Annotated in this window: 14 protein-coding genes, 1 pseudogene and 1 riboswitch; of the genes and pseudogenes, 5 read left to right on the forward strand and 10 right to left on the reverse strand. The window is 72.8% G+C overall.

Going from position 1 to position 20,054, the window contains the following annotated elements; all coding sequences use genetic code 11:
• Nucleotides 1-71 precede the first annotated feature (71 nt).
• The 6 genes from ACGF3I_RS01625 to ACGF3I_RS01650 all read right to left on the reverse strand — a co-directional run bounded on the left by ACGF3I_RS01625 (nt 72) and on the right by ACGF3I_RS01650 (nt 10,149).
• Nucleotides 72-986 (reverse strand): GH25 family lysozyme, encoded by a 915-nt coding sequence (locus ACGF3I_RS01625; protein WP_393128484.1) that lies wholly within the window; start codon nt 984-986, stop codon nt 72-74.
• 170 nt (nt 987-1,156) lie between these two features.
• Nucleotides 1,157-3,052 (reverse strand): phospholipase C, encoded by a 1,896-nt coding sequence (locus tag ACGF3I_RS01630; RefSeq protein ID WP_393128485.1) that lies wholly within the window; start codon nt 3,050-3,052, stop codon nt 1,157-1,159.
• A gap of 185 nt (nt 3,053-3,237) precedes the next feature.
• Entirely contained in the window at nt 3,238-4,467 is a 1,230-nt protein-coding gene (gene efeB / locus ACGF3I_RS01635; RefSeq protein WP_393128486.1) for an iron uptake transporter deferrochelatase/peroxidase subunit, read from the reverse strand.
• Nucleotides 4,464-5,732, reverse strand: a complete 1,269-nt coding sequence (locus tag ACGF3I_RS01640) for an imelysin family protein (protein WP_393128487.1) — start codon at nt 5,730-5,732, stop codon at nt 4,464-4,466. The genes efeB and ACGF3I_RS01640 overlap by 4 nt, the downstream gene beginning before the upstream one ends.
• A gap of 149 nt (nt 5,733-5,881) precedes the next feature.
• Complete coding sequence (locus ACGF3I_RS01645) at nt 5,882-6,814, reverse strand: NADP-dependent oxidoreductase (protein ID WP_393129092.1); 933 nt, start codon at nt 6,812-6,814, stop codon at nt 5,882-5,884.
• Nucleotides 6,815-6,996: 182 nt separating this feature from the next.
• The gene (locus tag ACGF3I_RS01650; RefSeq protein WP_393128488.1) at nt 6,997-10,149 is read right to left on the reverse strand and encodes a cytochrome P450; all 3,153 of its coding nucleotides are present in this window, start codon (nt 10,147-10,149) and stop codon (nt 6,997-6,999) included.
• Nucleotides 10,150-10,253: 104 nt separating this feature from the next.
• On the opposite strand from ACGF3I_RS01650, the gene ACGF3I_RS01655 reads away from it, so the two are divergent.
• The gene (locus ACGF3I_RS01655) at nt 10,254-11,072 is read left to right on the forward strand and encodes a PAS domain-containing protein (protein WP_393128489.1); all 819 of its coding nucleotides are present in this window, start codon (nt 10,254-10,256) and stop codon (nt 11,070-11,072) included.
• Nucleotides 11,073-11,105: 33 nt separating this feature from the next.
• On the forward strand, nt 11,106-13,205 hold the full coding sequence (locus ACGF3I_RS01660) for a glycoside hydrolase (RefSeq protein WP_393128490.1): 2,100 nt from the start codon (nt 11,106-11,108) through the stop codon (nt 13,203-13,205).
• 188 nt (nt 13,206-13,393) lie between these two features.
• Here the strand turns inward: ACGF3I_RS01660 and ACGF3I_RS01665 are convergent.
• Nucleotides 13,394-14,824 (reverse strand): annotated as a pseudogene (locus ACGF3I_RS01665) (adenosine deaminase); the annotation flags it as partial.
• 144 nt (nt 14,825-14,968) lie between these two features.
• On the opposite strand from ACGF3I_RS01665, the gene ACGF3I_RS01670 reads away from it, so the two are divergent.
• Nucleotides 14,969-15,679: an HAD family hydrolase gene (locus ACGF3I_RS01670; protein WP_393128491.1), complete on the forward strand. Its 711-nt coding sequence runs from the start codon at nt 14,969-14,971 to the stop codon at nt 15,677-15,679.
• 34 nt (nt 15,680-15,713) lie between these two features.
• On the opposite strand, the gene ACGF3I_RS01675 is transcribed toward ACGF3I_RS01670, so the two are convergent.
• From ACGF3I_RS01675 to ACGF3I_RS01685, 3 genes are all read right to left on the reverse strand, one after another.
• Nucleotides 15,714-16,163 (reverse strand): nucleoside deaminase, encoded by a 450-nt coding sequence (locus tag ACGF3I_RS01675; protein WP_393128492.1) that lies wholly within the window; start codon nt 16,161-16,163, stop codon nt 15,714-15,716.
• A gap of 51 nt (nt 16,164-16,214) precedes the next feature.
• Complete coding sequence (locus ACGF3I_RS01680; protein ID WP_393128493.1) at nt 16,215-16,652, reverse strand: STAS domain-containing protein; 438 nt, start codon at nt 16,650-16,652, stop codon at nt 16,215-16,217.
• 347 nt (nt 16,653-16,999) lie between these two features.
• Complete coding sequence (locus ACGF3I_RS01685) at nt 17,000-17,779, reverse strand: transglycosylase SLT domain-containing protein (protein ID WP_393128494.1); 780 nt, start codon at nt 17,777-17,779, stop codon at nt 17,000-17,002.
• Nucleotides 17,780-17,781: 2 nt separating this feature from the next.
• A riboswitch (cyclic di-AMP (ydaO/yuaA leader) is annotated at nt 17,782-17,965 on the reverse strand.
• Between the two features lie 402 nt (nt 17,966-18,367).
• Here ACGF3I_RS01685 and ACGF3I_RS01690 point away from each other — a divergent pair.
• Entirely contained in the window at nt 18,368-19,282 is a 915-nt protein-coding gene (locus ACGF3I_RS01690) for a carbohydrate kinase family protein (RefSeq protein ID WP_393128495.1), read from the forward strand.
• 145 nt (nt 19,283-19,427) lie between these two features.
• Nucleotides 19,428-20,051 carry an RraA family protein gene (locus tag ACGF3I_RS01695; protein ID WP_393128496.1) on the forward strand — a complete coding sequence of 208 codons (624 nt, stop codon included), beginning with the start codon at nt 19,428-19,430 and terminating at the stop codon, nt 20,049-20,051.
• Nucleotides 20,052-20,054 lie beyond the last annotated feature (3 nt).

Genomic DNA, 20,054 nt, shown 5'->3' on the forward strand with positions numbered 1-20,054 from the left:
GCGCCACGCGTCCCCGAGGACGGCGGCCGAGTTCCGGCGGATCGCGGTGGGAGGCGCGGGCGGCGGCGGTGTCACCAGGTCTCGACGGCGAAGGTGACGCCCGCGGTGTCCGTCTGCAGGCTCAGTTTCACGTCGGCGGCCGCGATGTCCACGTCGACCGTGCCGCCCGCGGCCTCGACCTGGACGGCCTGGATGGCGCGCCACGCGGTGCCGTCGTGCAGCGCGACGCGGACCGGGCCGACGGCGGGGGCGTCGGTGATCTGGTCCATGCCGAGGTGCAGCCTGCGGTGGTAGTCGGCCCAGGCCGTGCCGTGCGGGAGCAGGACGACGGTGGGCTGGGCGCCGGGCTCGACGCGTCCGATGATCCACTGGGGCATGTCGGTCTCCTGGGGCGGTGAGGTCTGGAACGAGAGGGCCCAGTCGCGCAGTTCACGCGTGCCGGCGAGCGGGCAGTAGTCGCGGTCGAGGCCGCCGGACTCGCCGTACTGGTGGAACAGCCACTTCGCCCGGATCCCCGGGTCGCCGGCCGCGCGCCCGGCCGTGGCGATCCACAGGAAGTCGGCGCAGTAGCCGTTCTGGTCGACGTTCAGCCAGTAGTCGAGGTTGGCGTACATGCCGACGGGGTTGTGCGGGAGACGGCCCTTGACGTACCTCAACCAGGCGTCCTTGTAGGCGCGTTGGGTCGACTTGGCGACGTGCGAGTTCGCCGGGTCGTAGCCCTCCCAGTCGAGGATGACGACGTCGCCGGGCCGCCAGTTGACCTGGCTGATGAAGTAGTCGGCCTCGGCCTGTACGCCGTTGCCCATGTTGGGGTAGTGGTAGCCGCCCCAGACGAGCCCGTTGGCCTTGGCGTGGTCGCGCTGGGAGAGCCAGTGCGGGTTGATGTACGAGAGTCCCTCGGTGACCTTGACGAAGGCGAAGGACAGGCCGCTCGTATCCGGTGTCGACGACTGGTACGACGCCCAGTCCTGCCCGTAGATCCCCATCCGGAGTCCTTCCGCGAGCCGGCGGAACCACCTCTTCCTTCCTAGGTGTTGCCCGCGCCGCGGGGAGCCGACTCCCCTTTGCGGCATGTCCTGTTCGCGACGGCGGGGGCGCACGGCGCGAAGGGCCGCCGACGGTGTCGGCGGCCCTTGCTGAACCGGAGGTGCGGCAGTTACCGCGCGGTGCTCGTGCGGCTCCTGCGGCGGCGCAGCGCCAGGGCGATGCCCGCCCCGCCGGCCGCGAGCGCGCCCGCGGTGATGCCGGCCGGGAGGAGGACCGACGAAGAGCCCGTCTCGGCGAGGGCCTCACCGGCGCTCTGGGGCACCGGAGCGTTCCCCGGACCGCCCGGGGCGGACGTCCCTGCGGCGCCCGCGGCGGGCGGAGCGGGGTGCTCGGGGATGTCCTTGACGGACTTCACCGATCCGTCGGCGTTGAGCAGGACCTGCTTGCCGTTGGGGTGCCGGAAGTCGAAGGCGGCGGTGAGCGCGTTGGCCCGGGCGTCGAAGGAGGCGTCGCCGAGCCGTCCGGTGTGCCAGTTGTCCTCGATGAAGCGGGTGATGGAGGCCTGCTCGGTGCGGGTGTGGTCGACCGAATTCACCTTGCTGTACGGGGAGATGACGAGCAGCGGCTGGCGGGTGCCGGGGCCGCAGCGGTCGAGGTGGCCGCCCGCGGCGGGCGGCCCGGCCTGGCATGCGGGGCTGTCGGTGGCCCGTCCGTCGGAGCCCGCCTTGGTGTCCCGGGAGCCGTTCTGCGGCTTGGCGTACGCGTGGTCGTACCAGCCGTCGGAGTCGTCGTAGGCGACGATGATCGCGGTGTCCTTCCACTGCGGCGACTGCTGGATCTTGTTGATCTGCTCGACGAGGTAGTGCTGTTCGTCGATCGGGTCGGAGTACCCGGCGTGCCCGTCCTGGTACTGGGGCGCCTTGAGGAAACTCACCGAGGGCAGGCGGCCGGCCTTGAGCGCGGCGTCGAAGTCGGTGAGGTCGTAGTTGTGGTTGGCCCGGCCGTCGTGGCCGATCTCCGCGGTGTTCTTCGGCGGCAGGTGGTGGGGGTTGGCGGTCGAGGCGTAGTACTGGAACGGCGCGTGGTGCGGGCTGTAGTCGACCGCCGCGGCGCCGCCGACGTTGGTGTGGGTGGTGCCCGAGCACTTGGCGTAGTGGCCCTGCTCGCCGTCCCAGGGGGTGCTCGGGCGGAAGCCGCCCTGGAACCAGCCCCAGGTCACCTTCTGCCGGTTGAGCAGGTCGCCGATGTTGCGGCCCCGCATCGCGGCGAGCGGGCTGGAGCTGGTGTGGTCCTTGCCCGAGCAGTCGTCGTAGGCCGGTTCCGGGTCGTTGACGAGGGTGCCCACGCCCTCCGCGTCGGGTGAGACCACCGCGTACGGGTCGGGCGTGTCGGTCTGCTCGGGGTGCTCGGTGCCGGAGGCCGGGTCGGTGGAGATGACGCCGTGGGTCTGCGCGGAGACGAGGTTGATGGCCCCCGGCGTGGAGGGACCGTAGGTGCTGCTGAAGGAGTTGTCGCCGAGCGAGTAGTGCTGGGCGTAGTTCCACATCGCGGTGACGGTGTTGCCGTCGTAGTAGTCCATCACCAGACCCGGCTCGCCGAACAGGTTGCCGGAGCACTTGCCGGAGTCGGTGTTCTGGACGTACAGGTCGGCCCTGCCGCCGTTGGCGGCGTACTGCTCGGGCCCGTAGGCGTGGTTCTGGTCGCAGGTCATGGCCTGCTCGGGGGTGAGCCGCTTGGGCAGGTACTGGTTGGGGTTCCTGGTCAGCAGCCCGGCGTTGCGGAGCGTGTCGATGTCCTTCGGGGTGCGCCGGTCGGCGGTGAACTCCGTGCCGTCGGTGTTGGCCGCGACCGGGTACGTGCCGAAGTAGTGGTCGAAGGAGACGTTCTCCTGGAAGAGCACCACCAGGTGCTTGACCGGGGTGGCCGGCCGGCCGCCGGGGTGGTCCGCCGGGTCGGCCGAGGCCGGGACCGTACTGCTCAGCAGGCCGAGTGCCGCGGCTCCCGCGAGCACCCCCCACCGTCCGGCCCGGCGTCCCGGGACCGCCGCGCTGCCTCTGCTGCCCATGCTTCGCGTGCCTCCACTGGCGTCCGGCGCCCGGCCGCCTTCGTGATGTCGTTGACGAATCGCGATGCTTCGCGCGGACCACTACACCGCGACGGCGACACCGTGTCCCCATGGTGGACAGACAGCCGGGGATACCAGGCCGAAACCTGACCCCCTGTTGGCCGGATTCGCCCGGTCGGCCGCGGTCAGCCGAGCAGGGCGCGGCCGTACCAGTCGGTGCGGTCCCGCACGCCGGGCAGCGCGAAGAAGTACCCCCCGCCGAACGGCTTGATGTAGTCCACCAGCGGCTCGCCCGCGAGGCGCTTCTGCACGGCCTCGAACTGCCGGGCCGGGTCCCGCTGGTAGCAGCAGAAGACGAGCCCCATGTCGAGGTCGCCATTGGCGTCCGTGCCCCGGTCGTAGTTGTGACCGCGGCGCAGGATGCGCCCGCTCTCGCTGGACCCGGACCGCGGATTGGCGAGGCGGATGTGGCTGTCCAGGGGGATCACGTCGCCCTTGGGGTCCTCCGCGAACTTCGGCGCGTCGAACTCGGCGGAGCCGTCCAGGGGCGCACCGGTGTCCCGGCCGCGTCCGATCATCCGCTCCTGCTCGCCGAGCGAGACCCGGTCCCAGAACTCGACGAACATGCGGATGAGCCGGACCACCAGATAACTGCCGCCGGCCGTCCAGGCGGGCTCGCCGCCTCCCGGGCCGACCCACACGAGCCGGTTCATGGTGGCCGCGTCGGAGGTGTCGGGGTTGGACGTGCCGTCCTTGAACCCCAGGTGGTTGCGGGGCGTTCCGCTGGGCCTCGGCGGGCTGGTGTAGCCGTCCATGCGCCAGCGCACCTGCATCGCGCCGCGGGTGTGGCGGGCGATGTCGCGCAGGGCGTGCAGCACCACGTCCTGGCTGTCGGCACACAGCTGCACACTCAGGTCGCCGTGGCACCAGGCCTGGTCGAGGTCGTCGTCGGGGAAGGCCGGCATGGCGGCGAGCCGGGCCGGTCTGCGGCTCGTGAGGCCGAACCGGTCGTCGAAGAGCGAGGCGCCGACGCCGGTCGTCACCGTCACCGCGCCCGTGGGCCCCTGCGGTCCGAGCACGCCCGAGTCGCTGGGCGGGGCGGTGATCCCCAGCGGCGGCGGGGTGCCGCCCGTGGCCAGGAAGCGGGCCCGCTCCGTGAGGGTGCGCAGCAGTTCGGTGAGTTCCCTGCGGTCGGCGGCCGTCACGTCGAAGGACACCAACGCCGTTGCGCGGCACGGGGGTTGGAGGATGGCGGCCTGGTGCGCGCCGTGGAAGTCCACGGGTGCGGGGACAGCGGCGGTCACACCCGCCCGGGCGGGGCGGGGGACCGCGCCGCTCAGGGCGGCCGCCGCGACCGCCGTCCCCACGCCTGCCGCGGCGCCGCGCAGCAGACCCCGGCGTCGTACCTCACTCATGTCGTCCTCCGCGCGTCGCAGATCGTCGCCACCGGGGCGAGCAGTTCCACCGCCTGCCCGATGTCACTGTTGAGGCGTTGCCGGTCCCGGCGGGCGAGCTTGTCCAGCGGTGTCCAGCGGCCGCCCGTCCCGAAGCCGTCCAGGGTGCGCCGGGTGCGGTCGAGCCAGGAGTCGAGCCGCGGCAGGTCCGGGTAGCGGGAGGTGAGCAACGGGCGCAGCAGGGTGAGGAGTTCGCTGGTGCCGTCGAGGTTGGCCCGGGCGGTGGCGAGGCTGGTGCCGCTGCCGTAGTCGGTGCGGCCGGTGAGTACGGACTGGGCGGTGACCTCCAGGATCTCGTGCGCCCGCAGCCCGAGTTGGGCGGGGTCGAGCCGTTCCTGCGGCCAGCTGTCGCGCAGCGCGTGCACGGCTCCCGCGAGCCGCTCGGCCGGGCCGCGCAGGGACGCGGCCGGCTCGCCGTGCCAGAGCCCGTACTCGACGCGGTGGAAACCGGCGAAGTCCTGGGCGGACGCCGCGTCGGCGGGCGCCGGGCCCGCTCCGTCGATGGCCGTGTCCGCCGCGCCGAACGCGTCGTAGGCGGCGCCCATGCGCGCGTAGACGAGGTGGGCGGGCAGCCAGGCGGAGCGCGCCGCCGCCAGGTCGCCGTCGTCGATCGCGGCCGTCAACGCATCGGTGCGGTCGGCGAGTTCGACCGTCCGCGTCGTGATCCAGGCCTGGTAGGCGAGGGCCACCGGGATGAGGTCGTGCTGGGTGACCGGCACCGCGGCCGGGCCGCCTCCGGCGCGCGGGCCGGTGACCCGCACGGTGGGTCCGGTCACGGCGTCGGCGTCGTCCGGCAGGCACTTGAAGGCGTAGGAGCCGCCGCCGAGGACGACCCGCAACTCGCGGGACGTGCCGGGGGCGAGGCCCTCGATCTCGCCGTAGACGGCCCCGGTCGCGGGGTCGGTGAGATCGACCTCGGCGGCCGTCGCCGAGGTGTTGCGCAGGCGGAAGACCTGGGGGCCGGCCGTCGCGCCGCTCCAGCCCCTGCCACAGGCGCCCGTCGACACCTCGACGGTGGTCGGCTCCGGGGCGGGGCGCTTCGCCTCCGGGTGGCTGTCGTCACGGGCGCCGAGCGCCAGGGCTCCCCCGCCGGCCACGACCACGGTGACGGCCAGCGCCGCGGCCAGCCGACGGCCCCCGGGGCGCGGGCCGTTGCGGGAGCGCGCCCCGACCTGCTCATCGGGCGCGGCCGGCTCCGGGGCGGCGCCCGGGTCGGGGTCGCTCATCACGGCGCTCCGTTCGTGTCGGCGGCGGGCGGACCACGGCGCTCATGCTAGGCACCCGGGCCGCGTCCAACCGCACGTCCGACGGGCGCGCGTCCGGATCCGACCCCACGGACACCGATCCGGCACCCGTCCGCCGCCGAACCCGAAGGCTACGCCGCGTCCCCGTCGACCCGGATGACGATCTTGCCGTGGGTGTGGCCCGCCTGGCTGAGTTCGAAAGCCTCGGCCAGGCGTTCCAGGGGGAACGTCTCGGCGACCGGGACCTTCAGTTGGCCCGCGTCCGCGAGGGTGGCCAGCGCTTCGAGCCCGGCACCGTCGGGGCGCACCCACATCCACTGGCCGCCCGCCTCCATGACGGACGGGTCGGCGATCGAGGCGTGGCGTCCGCCGTCGCGCAGGACCGCGCGGGTGGCGTCGAGCACCCCGCCGACGTAGTCCACGACGACGTCCACACCGTCGGGTGCCAGCGCCCGGACGCGGTCGGCGACGCCGTCCCCGTACGTCACCGGTTCGGCCCCGAGTTCGCGCAGCCGGTCGTGGTTGCGCTCGGAGGCGGTGCCGATCACGCGGGCGCCCATCGCCCGCGCGATCTGGACGCCGAAGGTGCCGACGCCGCCCGCGGCGCCGTGCACGAGCACCGTGTCGCCCTTCGCGGTGCCGAGGCGGGTCAGGGTCTGGTGCGCGGTGAGCCCGGCCAGCGGCAGGCCCGCCGCCTCCTCCCAGGTCAAGGATCCGGGCTTACGGGCCAGTGCCCGTACGGGAACGGTCACGTACTCGGCGAAGGTGCCGCCGTGCACATAGTCCTTGCGGGCGTACGCGATGACCTCGTCCCCCTCCTTCCACTCGGGGGTGTCGATGCCCACGCGCTCCACCACGCCGGCGACGTCCCAGCCCGGGACGACGGGGAAGACGGTGTCCATCATGCCGTCGAGACCGCCGGACATGATCTTCCAGTCGACCGGGTTGACGGCCGCGCAGCGCACCCGCACGACCACCTCGCCGGGGCCCACCTTGGGCAGGGGCTGTTCGGTGAGGCTGAGGACCGCGTTGTCCCCGTACGCGGAGTAGGTCATGGCCTTCATGGTGTCCTTGCCGGTGCTTGCGGAGCTGGTGGGCATCGCGTGCTCTCTCCCGGTGTCGAGATGTCGAGGTGGGCGGGCCGCCGGTGCGGCGGGCGTCCCGGTTCCTCCGATTGTGGTGCGCGGCGGCGGCGCGCGCTCCCCGGCGGGCCGTCCGCCCGGCCCAGGAGCGCGCCCGGGACGCCTCAGCCGGCGTAGACGTCCTCCACGTACCGGCCTTCGGCGGTGAGGCGGTTCAGCCAGCTCTCCGCCTCATCGGCCGAGGCCCGGGTGCGCAGGGCGTACAGCTCGCGGAAGGCGCTGCGCACGCCCGGCGCCATCCGGTTGCCGTCGCCGCACACGTACACCCGGGCGCCCGCCTCCAGGAGCGGCCAGATGTCGTCGGCGTCCTCGATGAGGCGGTGCTGCACGAAGCGGCCACCGCCCTCCGCGGGTGCGCTGAAGGCGGGCCGCAGGGAGAGGACGCCCGCCCGTTCCGCGGCGCGCAGTTCGTCGGCGTGCAGGAAGTCCGCGTCCGGTGCGTCGCAGCCGAAGTACAGCAGGGCGGGCGCGGGGCGGGACTGTGCGAGCCGATCGGTGACGGCGCCGCGGAAGGGAGCGAGGCCCGTTCCCGCCGCGATCATGATCACCGGTTCGGGTGCGTCGGGTGCGATGCGGAAGGCCTGGCGGCAGGGCTGGACGCGGGCGAGGACGGTGTCGCCCGGCCGCAGCGCGTGCAGATGGCCGGACCCGGTGCCGCCCGGGTTGAGCGAGACCATCAGATCGGCGTGCCGGGGGTCGCGGGTGGGCGAGGAGGACACCGAGTAGGTGCGGGGGCGCAGCGGGGGCAGCAGTTCCAGGAGGGTGGGCCAGTCGAGTGCGCCGCGCAGGGCGGGGTGGTCCTCGATGAGGCCGAGGAGCGGACGCGGGTCGTCGGCCCCGAGGTGTTCGAGCGCGGCGCGCTCGGGCGGGCAGGGGTTGCGCGCGGCGAGCAGGGCGATCTGCTCCCGGGTGGGGCGAGCGCCCAACTCGACGTGATGGGTGAGGAGTTCACGTACGGACAGGGGCCGGTCGGGCGCCGGCGCGCCGGGCGCGGCGCCGGACGCGTGGATGCTGAGGACGGTGTCGAGGTCCACGCCGAGCGCCGAGGCGGCCCGGGCGACGGTGTCCGCTTTGTTGGCGGGCAGCACGGCGAGGTGGTCGGCGGTGCGGTAGTCGACGCCGTCGGGCAGGGCGAGCCGCACGAAGCGCTTGGGCCTGGGGTGCCCGGGGGCGGTGAGGTCGCGGCTCTCGGTGACGGTCATTTCGACGAGGCCGTGGCGTGCGGCCAGTGCCTCGCGCGCGGTGCCGGTGACCTCGGTGACGGTGTAGGGCGCACCGGCGGCGGGAGCGGGAGCGCCGACGCTGTCGGCGTCCCCGTACCGCGCCAGCAGCACGCGTCGCAGCTCCCGGGTGAACTCCCCCACGGCGCCCGTGAGTTCACCGGAGGCGTCGGCTGCGGCGCGGGGCAGCAGACGTTCACCGCCGAGGGCCGCGAGCCGGTCGTCGATGAGGGTCGGCACGCGCTGGTAGGTGGCGGCCCAGTTGCGGTCGCCGACGCCCAGCACCGCGAACGGCACCCCTTCAGCCGCGCCCGGCCCCGCCTCCTCGGCCCAGCGGACGAAACGCGCCGCGTCGTCGGTGGGCTGTCCGTTGTAGGAGGCGGCGACGATGACGACGGGGCGGTCCGCGGGCAGCGCCCCGGCGTGGGCGTCGAGCGGCGCGACCTCCGTGGCGGCGCCGAGGGCCGCGGCCTCGACGGCCAGGCTTTCGGCGAAGCCGCGGCAGGTGCCGTAGTTCGTGCCGTGCAGGACCAGCAGACCGGTGCCCTGGCGCACCCGGGTGGGCAGTTCGGGCGTGGCCGTGGGCGCCTCGGCGACGGCGGCGGCGCCGGGCAGCGCGAGCCGGTTCAGGGCGCGGTCGGCGGGGGTGCGCGGGAGCAGGGACAGCGTGAAGCCCTCGGGCTTGAGGGTGAGGGTCTCCCGGATCCGCAGGCGGTAGTCGCCGGAGTCGAGGAAGCGGTAGCGGTGCACGAGCAGCGCGAGCAGCATGGTCGCCTCGTGGAGGGCGAACTGCCGCCCGATGCAGGCCCGTTCCCCGGTGCCGAACGGCTTGTACGCGTGTGGCGAGCGGGCCGCCTCCGCCTCGGGCGTGAACCGCCCGGGGTCGAAGAGCTCCGGGTTGTCACCCCACACCGCATCGCGGTGCAGCATGGGTGTCAGCACCGTGACGAGGTCGCCCGCGGCCATCGGTACCCGACCGCCGAGCACGGTGTCCTCGCGGGCCTGCCGGGTGAAGGCGGCGGCCGTGGGCCACAGGCGCAGGGTCTCGCTCAGGACCTGACGGGTGAAGCGCAGCCTGCCGATGTCCTCGAAGGCGGGTTCGGGGTCGCGGGTGTCGCCCCACAGCTGGTCCACCTCGCGCTGGACCAGGCGCAGCGCGGCCGGATCCTTCAGGAGGTGGTACAGCGCGAAGGACAGGGTGCCGGAGGTGGTCTCGTGGCCGGCGATCAGGAACGTGATGACCTGGTTGCGGATGTTGGCCGCGTCCAGGGTGGTCCCGTCCTTGGGGTGCGTGGCGCCCAGCATCAGGCCGAGCAGGTCGTCCACGGAGGTGTCCCCGCTCTCGGTGCGGGCGGCGATGACCTCGTCGACCACGGAGGCGAGATAGGCCGAGTCCCGCTCGAACTCCCGGTCGGCGGCGCTGTGATCGGAGCCCGGCACGCGCCCCAGGCGCTGCATGCTCCACTCCAGACAGCGCACCATCGCCTCGACGAAGGGGTGCGGGGTGGCCCGCCCGAAGGAGTCGAAGTCGAAGCCGAAACCGGCGAGGCCGATGGTGTCCAGGGTCATCCGCGTCATGTCGTCGGCCACGTCGACCGGGGCGCCGCTCCCCGCGCGGTCGTCCCAGCTGTCGATGACGCGGCGTGCCACCCGCAGCATCGCGGGGTGGTAGGTGCGCAGGGAGCCGAGCGCGAAGGCCGGCATCAGGATGTCGTGCGCCTTCGCCCAGTTCGGCTCGTCGTTGTAGGCGGTGAACAGGCCGTCGCCCGCGAACTCGCGTACGTGGTCGAGGATCTTCGAGATGCCCTTGGCGAAGCGGGTCTCGTCGGACACCTCGGTGACCAGGTCGAGCGAGCTGACGAACAGGTGCTGGTGTTCATTGAGGCGGCGGCGGTAGACCGGGCCGTGGGCGCGGGTCAGTTCCATGGCCTGCTGGATGGGTGTCTCAGTGAGGCCGCCGGCCGAGATGTCCACGAGGGGGACGGTGTCGTCGGTGGCGGGGTGCGCAGGCGTGGGGATCAGGATCGTGTCCGTCATGGCTCAAGACTCACCCTCCCGGTGTGCCGTGCCGGGGCGGGCGACTGCATGATTGTGCAGTGGTTTCTCGCGTCCGGCACTTGCGGACGGGCCAAGGAGGGGCGGTGGCACGCGGCATGGCCGACGAGCGCGCGACGGCACCGGCCGCGGCGGACGGCCTGGCGGCAGCGGACGGCCGGGAAGCCGGCGGCCGGGCGGCGGCTCCGCGTCCGGCCGCGCCCGACGACCGGGCTCCGGCGGGCGGCGAGGTCCGTGAGCAGTCCTCGGAGGAGCTGGGGGCCTGGCGCAACCACTTCCTGACCCTCCTCGACCGGATCCCGCTGCCGATCGCCGTCTGCACGATCGAGGGCGAGGTGCACGTCGCCAATCCCGCGATGGCCGCCGAGTGGGGCACCACACCGGGCCGGCTGCGCGGCCGTGGCCTGCGCGAGCTGTTCACCCCGCGCTCGGAGGTCCAGCTGGACCGGCTGGTGGAGGCGCTGCGCGCGGGACGCACCTCGCGCTATCCGCTGGAAGTGACCTGGCGCGACCGGCACGGCGCCGCGCGCGAGGGCGAGTTCACCATCGACCCGATCATGACCGTGCCCGAACCTGCGGCCGTACTGCTCGCCATGCTGTACGTACGCGACGAGCGCCCCGAACCGCCGGCGCCGGCGCGCGGTGCGGTGAGCGAGGTGCAGGCCCGCATCCTCGCGCTGGCCGCGTCGGGCGCGACCACGGCGGCGGTCGGCAAGGCGCTCGGCCTGACCGTGGACGGCGTCAACTACCACCTGACCCGGCTCTCCCAGCGCTGGCGCGTCCAGGGACGCACGGCCCTGGTGGCGAAGGCCTACGCCCTCGGGGTCCTGGCGCCGGGCCACTGGCCGCCCGTCCCGGCGGACGGCACGGGGAGCCCGGGCCCCTCCCGGGACCGGCTCTCTTAGAACGCTCTTACAACGCCTCACTATCACTGCCCCATGGACACCACTACGGGGAAGTCCCCCCTGGCGCACCACGCCCGCCGAACTCCCCGGCGCGGCCTGCTCGTTCTCGCCGTCGCCACCGCCCTGACGGCCGGCCTCACCCCGGCGGCCACCGCCGGACCCACCGGCTCGGGGATCCGCGTGCACGACGGCCAAGTCGACCTGCCCGTGGCCGGCGGCACCGCCACCATCGACACCAGGACCCTGGGCATCGCCGCCCGTACCGACGACGGACGCACCCTGCGCGTCTCGGACCCGGCCGCCGACGCACCCGGCCGTCCCGGCCGGGTGACCACGACCGCCGACGGCGCCCGGTGGTCGTACCCGGCGCGCGGACTGCACGCGGCGGCCCGTGTCGAGCGCGGGCGGCTCCTGATCAGCCTCACCGCGGACCGCGACGAGAGCCTGGCGTGGCCGGTCACCGGCACCGACCCCGGCGCGACCGCGCTCCAGCTGCCGCGCGGCGAGGGCCTGTCGCTGCCGGTCTCCGATCCGTTCTGGAACTCCTCCCGCGCTCAACTCGTGGGCTCGGCCGAGGAGATGGCGTCCCAGCTCACCCTGCCCGTCTGGGGCTACTCACTGGGTGGCGGACGGGGCGTCAGCTACCTCACGCCCACCGACATCGACACCACGCTCGGCTACGCCTCACCGGACGGACGGCTGCGCACCACGGCCAGGCACACCTTCTCCGGCGGCAACACGACCCGCACGTACACCGTCGCCTTCACCCTCACCGACGGCTCTCCCGTCGCTCCGGCCACCGACTACCGGCGCTGGCTCGCGGAGCACGGGCGGCTCGGCAGCCTGAGCGACAAGATCGCGGCCAACCCCGAGACCGCGAAACTGCTCGGCGCCTTCCACGCCTACGCCTGGGGCGGCGCCCGCACCACGGCCGGGATCGACCGGCTCACGTCCCTCGGCGTGTCCCGGCTCTGGCTGGGATACGACGCCGACGACGCCCCCATGAAGCCCGCGGACGTCGCGGCGGCAGCCCGGGCCGGATACCTCGTCGGACCGTACGACTCGTACGCCAACGGGCGCGCCAAGGGCCCCGACACTCCCCCGAACTCGATCTGGCCCGACGGCGTCTACCCGTCCTTCTGCGTGCGCCGGGCGGACGGCACCCCTCAGCCGGGCTTCCACCGGCAGGGCTGCTACCTCAGCTCGCAGGCGTTCGAGCAGGCCGAGCGCGGACACCACTACCTCGCCGACCGCAGCAGCTCCCTGGTCGCCAACGGCGCCACGAGTTACTTCCTGGACGTGGACGCGGCGGGCGAGCTGTTCCGCGACCACGACACGGCGCACCCGATGACCATGGCCGATGACCGCGCGAACCGGCTGGCCCGGATGGGGCGCCTGACCGACGGCACGTACGACGCGGCCCACCGCGACCCCCTGGTCCTGGGATCGGAGTCCGCCGGGGCGTGGGCCAATGGCGTCCTCGCTTTCGACCACGGCTCGGGGACCCCGGTCGACGGGCGGCTCTGGCCGATGGAGACCGGCCACTTCGACAGCGCCCCCGACCAGCCCAAGGACGATCCGGCCTGGGGCGGCTACGCACCGCAGGCCGCACCCGACACGTTCTTCAAGCCGGTACGGGTCGGCGACTTCAAGCCGGAGCACCGTGCGGCAGCCTCCGATGCCCTGAAGGCGATGTACGACCCCGCCTACCGAGTACCGCTGTACGAGACCGCCCTGCACGGTTCGCTGATCAACGTCGAGCGCTGGGAGCTGCCCTACGGCAAGCTCCCCGACCAGAAGAAGGACCGCGCGCTGCTCGCGATGCTCTACAACACCCCGCTGAACTTCGTCCTCAGCGACAAGGACCCGCACGACGACGAGAACACACGCGAACTCGCCGCTCTGCAGCAGTACTTCGCGCCGCTGCACCAGGCCGCCGGAACCAAGGAGTTGACCGGCTTCGCCTGGCTCACGGCGGACCGCACCGTTCAGCGCACGGTGTTCGGCGCCGGCACGCTCACCGTGACGGCCAACTTCGGCACCCGTGCCCACGACGGCCTCCCGGGCGGTTGCGCCGACGCGACCCTCAAGGGCGGCACGCCGCGCCGCCTGTGTCCTGCGTCGGGGGCGTAGCGGTTTGCGAAGTCCCGCCAGTCCGCCTCCAGTTTCCACTGGACGGCGGCCTTGGGGCTCGTCGCGAGGAAGGCACGGCAACGGGCGGTGGGCCGTCGGTCGTTCGCCGGGGTGTCGTGGACGCACGGCTGGGTGAACGCGTCGTACCTGTCCCGCTCCTGCCACAGACCGCGCCCCTCGATGAACGCGTGGTCGAGCGAGGCGCGGACCATCGTGCGCAGTTGGGCGACCGTCAACCGCTGGTCCCGGACGGCCAGTTGGAAGACGTCCGTCAGGTCGGTGCGGCTGACCCCGGGGTCGTCGGTGGCCAGAGCCACCGGGACGCCCGCGTCCAGGTAGGTGTGCAGCGGGTGCCGGTCGCCGCTCACGCGCAGGATCTGGGCGTTGCTGATCAGGGGCGCCTCGACCAGGACGTGCGCACGGCGCATCCGGGCCAGCAGGGCCTCGGGGTCGTGCTCGTGGGCGAGGTCGACGCCGTGGCCGATCCGCTCGGCCCCGGCCACGCCGACGGCCTGGCCGATGTGGAACGTGAGATCGCGCCCGGTCACACCGGCCAGTCCGCCGACGAGCTCCCCCGCGTGCAGCGTGACATGGACCTGCGGGGCACGGGACCTGAGGAAGCCGACCATCCTCATGTGCAGGGTGTAGTCCCGCAGCGCGAGGGGCGCGTCCTCGGGCTGCACCATGTTCACGCCGACGACCCGGCCCAGGTGCCGGCGGGCGAGCTCGAAGCCGAGGATCTGCTGGGCGAAGACGTGGCGCGGGCCCTGGGCGCGCAGCACCTGGTAGTCGAAGCGGATCGCGATCCGGCAGGCCTCGGGCGCGTTCGGGGTGTCGCAGCCGAGCAGCTTGCGCGAGTCGCGGACGCTGCGGTCGGTGTCGTCGGCCGCCTGCCGGACGATGGCCTCAAAGCGCGGGTCCGCGGTCAGGGTGGCGTGGAACGCGGCGAGGTCGTCGGGGCCCGGGTCGTGCGGCAGGACGCGGTCCACGAGCTGGTTGAGCGGGCCGATCCCGGGAGAGATCAGGGTCTCCAGATACTGGCTGTGCTCCTTGGCCGAGTCCCGCGCGGCCTCGGCGAGCATGTCCGCGTCGTGCCCGGTCTGGGCGGCGCCGAAGGCGCCGAAGGTGTTGAAGAAGTGGTCGTGGCCGGGCTGTGGGTCGCCGTCCGGCGGCAGCACGAAGCCCTGCATCGACCAGGCACGCACGACGGCCGTCCGGAACGGCCCCGGCACCGCGGCGTCGGCGGCCGGGCGCTGTCCCGCAGCGCACGGAACGGGCCCCTCGGTGGCCACGTAGGTCGTCGCGTCGATGCACTTGCCGTCACGCGCGGCATACCCGATGACGGACTCCGCCCGCACCGCACCGGCCAGATGGTGGTGCAGATCGCCCCCCTTGGGCAGCGCCTCGAGGAAGCGCCTGAGCTCCGTCGGGGAGGGGGCGACGCTCTCCATATGGCGTTGCAGGGCCGCCTGTTGAGCGCGCTCACCGCTCTGCCGGTCCACCGGGGCCGCCGCCGCGGGCAGGACACCGGCCGCGAGCGCCAGCGCCGCCGAACCCGCCAGCACCGGCCACCGGATCGGACACCTCTTGCGCGGGGGGACTTCCTTCTCCTCTTCCATGTACGCATCAGATCATCCGGCGGACCCGTGGGGCACCGACCCGCTCGGCCCGCCGAAGGGCGAATCGCCGGTCCTGGCCACTGAACCGAATTGCCCGCGGCCACCCCTAGGGTGACCTCAGGATCCCGGGAAAGGGGCGGTCCCATGGAGCGGCCGCGTGTGCTCGCGCTCGATTTCGTCGGCACCCTGGCCGGCCACGGCCCGGTCCCGGACGGACGGTTCGTCGCGGACGTCCTGGCCGGCCTGCCGGGAGTCTCGGTCCCGGCGGAGTTCCCCGCACGCTTCGACTCCGTCACCCGCGAGGCCCGTCGCACCGACCCGGCCCGGGGATTGCGCACGCCCTTCGTGGACCGTCTCGCCCGGGCGGCCCATGAGTGCGGAGCCCGCGTCCCCAATCTGCGGCGCGCGACCGAGAGGGTGTTCACCGTGCTGCCGGACGCCCGGGTCGACCCCAAAGCAGCTGTTGCCGTACGGGAGTTGAGGGCGGCCGGACTGTCCTGCGTGCTGGCCTCCAACACCGACCGGCCCGAGCCGGTGCGCCGCACGACCCTGCGGGACGCCGGCATCGCGGACTGCTTCGACGCCCTGGTGCTCTCCAGCACCCTCGGCTTCCGCAAGCCCGACCCGCGGTTCTACGCCGCGGTGACGGCGGCGGCCGGCTGCCCGCCGCGAGAGATCCTGTTCGTCGGCGACAACCCGCGGGGCGACGCGCTGGGCCCCCACACCCACGGGATGGCCGCTATTCTCGTGGGCTCCCGCCCCCGTCCGGCCGAGCTTCCCCCGCACATCGCGACCATCCCCCACCTCGGCGCGCTGATGGAACTCATCAACCACGGTGCGTGGGGCACAACTTGACGGACCATCATGTCGTCGAAGGGTCGCGTGCGACTCACTTCCCGATGTCCTCGTTCCACAGGTCGGGGCGGGCCGCGATGAAGTCCGTCATCATGCTCACGCATCGCGGATCGTCGAGCACCGTGATCTCCACCCCGTGCTCGGCCAGCCACTCCTGTCCGCCCCGGAACGTCCGGTCCTCCCCCACGACGACGCGCGAGATGCCGAACTGCCGCACCAGACCGCTGCAGTACCAGCACGGGGACAGCGTGGTCACCATGGTCGTACCCCGGTATGAGCGCTGTCGGCCCGCGTGCCGGAACGCCGCGGTCTCCGCGTGCAGCGAGGGGTCGCCGTTCTGCACCCGCAAGTTGTGTCCCCGTCCGAGGACGGTGCCGTCCGGACCGTAGAGTGCCGCGCCGATCGGGATGCCGCCCTCGGCGAGGCCCGCCCGCGCCTCTTCGACGGCGGTCGCGAGCCACTGGGCGGCGAGTTGGTCGTCCATGGCGTGACGATACGCCCGCGCCGGGCCGTCCTCGGGTCAACTGGCCGCGCCTCAGGGCGCCTTGTTCTGGGAATCGTTGCGCGCCAGCGCCGCGAGGGCCGCCTCGTCGACGGACGCCGCGGGGCACAGCAGGGTGTCGAGCCGTCCCGCCGCGAGGATCTTCAGGTGCCAGGGCCGTACGCAGACCAGGCCCAGGTGGCCGCCGCGCTCGCGGATCCTGCGGTGGGCCCGGCAGAGCAGGGTGAGCACGGAGCAGTCGAAGAAGTCCACCGGCCGCAGATCCACGATCACGCGGGCACCGGCGGGCTGGGTGGCCGCGTCCAGATGGAGCCGCACATCGGGCGCGCTGGCCAGGTCGACGGTGCCGTGGACCTCGACGACGGTGAACCCGCGCATCAGGTAGGTGCGGGCGGTGCGGCTGCGGTCCGGCAGCAGCCCCGGCGGCAGGGGTACGGGAGCGAAGACGGACGGCTGAGTGGTGGATCCCATGGCAGCTCCCGGTCCAGAACTGACCCCCGCGGCGCGGGAGTACTCGGTAGTGGGACAGTCACCGTGGTTCCGGGGTGACGCACTAGCACCCTAGGAACAGCCGCGCATGCAGAAACGTGCAGCCAGCGATTTGTTCACTCCGGAGGGTGAACGAAAGTTGCGCCACCCCGGCTTGAGCACCCGGGAGCGGCAGCGTTGAGCACCTGGAGGCGGCGGCCCGGCGCGCGGCCGAACCCCCAAAAGGCAATGCCGCACGGTCAGTTGTGACCGTGCGGAGGCCGGCGATGAGCCGTGCTGTGGCCGGGCGCTCGCTCCCCGCCTCCGAGAGCGCCCGGCCACAGGGTCTGTCAGTAGGCCCCGAAGACGTTGTCGATCGAGCCGTAGGTCTTGGCCGCGTAGTTGCACGCGGCGGTGATGTTGGCGATCGGGTCGTAGAGGTCCGTGGACGTGCCCGGCACGTGGAAGGCGCTGAACGTGGGCTGGATCACCTGGAGGAGGCCCTTGGAGGGGGTTCCGGCCACGGCGTTGGAGTCCCAGTTGTTGATCGCCATCGGGTTGCCCGAGGACTCCCGCATGATGTTGCGGTAGATGCCGTCGTAGCTGCCCGGGATGCCGTGCTGGGCCATGATGTCGAGCGACTGCCTGATCCAGCCGTCCAGGTTGTTCGCGTACAACTTCGTCGAGGCCGGGGTGGCGAGCGTGGTCGTCCGCGCGGAGCGGTCGGCGCGGTCGGCCGAGGCGTCGCGGGCGGTGCTCGCGGCGGCGCCGCCGATGGTCAGCTTGAGGCCCGGGTGGATCAGCGCCGGGTTGCTGCCGATGACGCCCTGGTTGTCCTGGTACAGCTGCTTCCAGCCGCCGGTCACCTGGAGGGCGTCCGCGATCTTGGCGAGCGAGTCGCCGGCGGCGACGGAGTAGCTCGTGGGGGCGGCCTTCGCGGCCGTGACCGTCTTGGCCGCGGCGACGGCGGGGGCGGACGTGACCGCGGTGGCCGCGTGCGACGGGGCGGCGGAGGCCGTGGTCGCGCCGATCACCGGCATGGCCAGAACGGCGCCGCCGGTGCCCGCGACGGCGAGGCGGCGGGAGAACGCGCTGGACTTCGGACGGCGGTGCTTGCCCTTTGCAGGCATGGTGTTTTCCTCTCCGTCGCCTACGAGGTGAGCTGTCGGGTTCGGACGGGAGATGTCCGGCCGCGGCATGCGCGACTTCACCCCAGCCGTTCCGGAATCCGGTTCGGCGGCTTACCTGGGTCCCCCGCTCCTGCCGTACGTGTGTGGGAGGCTCCGGACGGCGGCAGGATTCGGCGTTCCTTCCGGATTGACGGTGAACGTAGACGAATAGGCCGAGCGGAAACAAGGCCGGAATTCATGCGGCGCACTCACGGATATAGATCAACTTGAATGGACAGCGGATCCGCACCCCACCGAAATCCCCAACTCGCTTTCGGGGAAACAGAACTGACGTCGACCGCCCTGGCCCGCCCCGCACGCCGCACGTGACCCAATTCACTCGCCCGCGGTGCAACCGAAGAGCCCTTCGACAAAAGAGGAGGGGTGTACTCATTACCCCCAATTAGGACATTACTGCGCCGCCGATCGAGCCCCACATAACCGCCCATTCAGGACACTTGGGCTGTCGGCCGTACGCCCCCGGAACCCGTCCGCGATCATGCTCACGGACCGCCCCGCACGGGGGGACGGCGGCAGAGAGGTGGAACAGTGATCCGAGACGGTGCGCGGTACGACGTCCTGGTGGTGGGGGGAACGGGGGTGGACACCGTCGTCCGGGTCGAATCCCTGCCCGTACCCCTGGCCGACTCCGTGCAGGTCGGCCCGATCGAGGAGTGGCCCGGCCACACGGGCGCGAACGTCGCCCTCGGGACGCGGGCGCTCGGCCTCGCGGTCGGCCTGCTCGACTGCATCGGCGAGGACGCGACCGGTGCGAGGGTGCGCGAGATGCTGGCGGCCGCAGACGTCGACTTCGCACCGCTGATCTCAGCGGCCGGCACCCGCCGCGCGGTGAACCTGGTGGCGGCGGACGGCCGCCGGATGTCCTTCTACGACGCCCGCGACCCGGCGGACCTGCGGATGCCGCCCGACTTCTACCTCCCTTGGCTGCGCCGGACCCGCCATGTCCATCTGTCCATCATGAATTTCTCCCGCTTCCTCTTCGACGACATCGAGGAACTCGGCGTTTCCGTCTCCACCGATCTGCACGACTGGGACGGACTGGCCGACCACCACCGGGAGTTCGCGCTCCGGGCCGACCTCGTCTTCCTCAGCTCGGCGGGCGCGGGGGACCGAACGCCCGCGCTGATGCGGGAGATCCTCCGCGAAGGACGCGCCGACACGGTCGTGGCCACCGCCGGGGCCGCGGGCTCCTACGTGCTGACCCGCGACGGCGGCGCCCACCCCCAGCACGTTCCGGCCGTCGCGCCGCCCGCTCCCGTCGTGGACACCAACGGCGCGGGCGACGCCTATGTCAGCGGCTTCCTGTACGGCCGGCTCGACGGCCGGGACGCCCTTGACTGCGGACGGCTCGGCGCGCTCGCGGGCGCCCACGCCTGCACGGCCCCGGCCGCCACCGATCCCCTGTCGCGGGACCGCCTCCTGGCGGCGGATCAATCCGCCTGAGAACGTTTCCGAGTTCGCACTGGACACGGCCCGAGCCTCTACCGCCCCAGCATCTGGGACCCCGTCAATTCCGTTCCACCATCCCCGTCAGAACGTGGCTGACGCGCTTGTCGACCCATCAGCCACACGCAACAGGAGAAAGAGCATGAACGACCACGCGGAATTCAAGGACATTCCTCCGACCACGCTCGCCGATCTCCTCGGCCGCGACCAGGTCATGGATATCGGCATTCGCCCTTTGTGGTCCCCGATTCCCCGGGTGGCCGGGCCCGCATTCACCGTTCGCTGTCCGCCCGGTGACAATCTCATGCTGCACGCGGCCATCCACCGGGCCGAGCCCGGGACGGTCGTCGTCGTGCAATCGGGCGACCTGGACTACGCGCTCGCCGGAGGCAACGTGTGCGCCGTGGCCCAGCGCCGGGGCATCGCGGCGTTCGTGCTCGACGGAGTGATCCGTGACCTCGCCGAGGTCCGCGAGGCGGGCTTCCCCGTGTTCGCCCGGGGCGTCCTCCCCATCCCCGGCACCAAGAAGGCCGTCACCCCGCTGGGCGAACCGGTGCGCTGCGGCGGGGTGCTCGTGCACCGGGGCGATGTGGTGGTGGCCGACGAGGAGGGCATCGTGGTCACCCCGCACGCGCGGGCTCAGCAGACCCTGCGCGACGCGCGGGCCAAGCTCGCCAAGGAGGCCACCGAGACCCTGGACGCGTGGGAAGAGGCGCACCGGGCCCGCATCGACAAGGCGTTGAGCGATGGAGGGTTCGCGGGCTGATCC

It is taken from the genome of Streptomyces sp. NPDC048111, from assembly GCF_043202815.1.
In the GTDB taxonomy this organism is placed as follows: Bacteria; Actinomycetota; Actinomycetes; order Streptomycetales; family Streptomycetaceae; genus Streptomyces.

What these genes read in the sequence shown, in the direction of transcription:
- ACGF3I_RS01660 (WP_393128490.1), top strand. Translation starts at nt 11,106, where the DNA reads ATGGACACCACTACGGGGAAGTCCCCCCTGGCGCACCACGCCCGCCGA.
- ACGF3I_RS01670 (WP_393128491.1), top strand. Translation starts at nt 14,969, where the DNA reads ATGGAGCGGCCGCGTGTGCTCGCGCTCGATTTCGTCGGCACCCTGGCC.
- ACGF3I_RS01650 (WP_393128488.1), bottom strand. Translation starts at nt 10,149, where the DNA reads ATGACGGACACGATCCTGATCCCCACGCCTGCGCACCCCGCCACCGAC.
- efeB (WP_393128486.1), bottom strand. Translation starts at nt 4,467, where the DNA reads ATGAGTGAGGTACGACGCCGGGGTCTGCTGCGCGGCGCCGCGGCAGGC.
- ACGF3I_RS01695 (WP_393128496.1), top strand. Translation starts at nt 19,428, where the DNA reads ATGAACGACCACGCGGAATTCAAGGACATTCCTCCGACCACGCTCGCC.
- ACGF3I_RS01630 (WP_393128485.1), bottom strand. Translation starts at nt 3,052, where the DNA reads ATGGGCAGCAGAGGCAGCGCGGCGGTCCCGGGACGCCGGGCCGGACGG.
- ACGF3I_RS01625 (WP_393128484.1), bottom strand. Translation starts at nt 986, where the DNA reads ATGGGGATCTACGGGCAGGACTGGGCGTCGTACCAGTCGTCGACACCG.
- ACGF3I_RS01675 (WP_393128492.1), bottom strand. Translation starts at nt 16,163, where the DNA reads ATGGACGACCAACTCGCCGCCCAGTGGCTCGCGACCGCCGTCGAAGAG.
- ACGF3I_RS01680 (WP_393128493.1), bottom strand. Translation starts at nt 16,652, where the DNA reads ATGGGATCCACCACTCAGCCGTCCGTCTTCGCTCCCGTACCCCTGCCG.
- ACGF3I_RS01645 (WP_393129092.1), bottom strand. Translation starts at nt 6,814, where the DNA reads ATGAAGGCCATGACCTACTCCGCGTACGGGGACAACGCGGTCCTCAGC.
- ACGF3I_RS01685 (WP_393128494.1), bottom strand. Translation starts at nt 17,779, where the DNA reads ATGCCTGCAAAGGGCAAGCACCGCCGTCCGAAGTCCAGCGCGTTCTCC.
- ACGF3I_RS01640 (WP_393128487.1), bottom strand. Translation starts at nt 5,732, where the DNA reads ATGAGCGACCCCGACCCGGGCGCCGCCCCGGAGCCGGCCGCGCCCGAT.